Source organism: Staphylococcus sp. HMSC061G12 (assembly GCF_001838465.1).
In the GTDB taxonomy this organism is placed as follows: domain Bacteria; phylum Bacillota; class Bacilli; order Staphylococcales; family Staphylococcaceae; genus Staphylococcus; species Staphylococcus simulans.
The window spans coordinates 1-1,316 of the sequence record NZ_KV837054.1; the positions used below are offsets into that span (position 1 = coordinate 1).

General features: G+C 30.2%; 2 protein-coding genes. Both read right to left on the reverse strand.

Going from position 1 to position 1,316, the window contains the following annotated elements; all coding sequences use genetic code 11:
- Window positions 1–406 (reverse strand): IS3 family transposase (locus HMPREF2937_RS04050; RefSeq protein WP_142351401.1); only part of this gene is annotated, 406 nt, incomplete at its 3' end.
- 146 nt (window positions 407–552) lie between these two features.
- Entirely contained in the window at window positions 553–1,257 is a 705-nt protein-coding gene (locus HMPREF2937_RS04055) for a helix-turn-helix domain-containing protein (protein WP_070864087.1), read from the reverse strand.
- Window positions 1,258–1,316: the final 59 nt, after the last annotated feature.

Sequence of the window (1,316 nt, forward strand, 5' to 3'; positions counted from 1 at the left end):
CTTTTTTTATAGCTTTTTTGTAAGTATTAAAAACTAGCTGATTGTTATTTGAATAGTTAATTTCATGACTTACAATTTTCCCTGTTCCGAGATCCTTGATTGCGCTTAAATAAAACTTTTTACCGCTTTCTAGAATAAGTTCTGTCACATCTGTTACCCATTTTTTATTCTCTTCAGTCTCATAAAACTCTCTATCCATGATATTCTCAGCGGTAATAGAAGGTGTCGAAGGTTTATGTCTCGTTCTCGCAACACGTATGCAAGATTTTAAACCTAATTTTTTCATTAAACGATATACACGTTTGCGTCCCACTTTTTTATCTAGTCTTATGCAAATATAAATGCGAATGCGGCGATAGCCGTAAATGCCATTGTACTTATTAAAAATTCTTAGAATATCAGCCATTAATATTTCATCTTCAATTTCATGCTTTGATTTAAAATTCTTTCGTTTTTTCCATTTATAATAACTTGCTCTTGATATTCCAAGTATCTTGCACAAAAGACTTATCGGATATTCTTTTTTTAGATCTTGAATTACAAGGTATTCAATTATTTGTCTAAATGGCGATTGATCAACTCTCTTTCCTTTTCCTTCAACTTTTTTAAAATTTTATTTTCCATTTCTAAGTATTTAATTCTTTCTTCAAGAGCTTTCATTTCAGCTAATGCTTGTTCTTCTTCAGTCAATACCTGTGTAGGTTTACCTTTGCCTCTTCCATCTATAAGACCAGCACTCCCGAATTTTTCGTATTTCTTAACCCAACTGTACACTTGTCCATAATTAACATTAAATTTTAAAGCAGTTTTCTTATAATCTTTTTCTGACTCAATACACGCTTCTACTATTTCTACACGTTCTTCGAACGTTGTTTTTCTAGCCTTCATTAAATACACCTCTGGTAATGGAGAATATGAAACATTCTCTTTTCCTAAAGTATATCGTTTTATCCAATTTCTGACAGTACTATGAGCCGGTATATTATACTTTATTGCTAAATATTCAGCTGAAACATCTTGAGTTAAGTGTTCTTGAACCACTGATTCTTTAAATGTTTCACTATAGGAATTATTATTTTTCTTTGATACTAATGCCTCTATTCCATGCATTTTAAATTGCTTATATTTAATCCTTAAATGTTTAGTATTCATTTCAATATTGCTCTTTCTTAAAGCTTCCGCATAACTGTAACCTTCATCTAACAATCTAAATATCAATAGAAATAAATTAGTATCATATTTAGTATTTCTAGACATAAAAATGCTCCTCCTATAGTTTTGTTTTTTTAGTGTCTACTATAGGGGGAGCATATCAA

What these genes read in the sequence shown, in the direction of transcription:
- HMPREF2937_RS04055 (WP_070864087.1), bottom strand. Translation starts at nt 1,257, where the DNA reads ATGTCTAGAAATACTAAATATGATACTAATTTATTTCTATTGATATTT.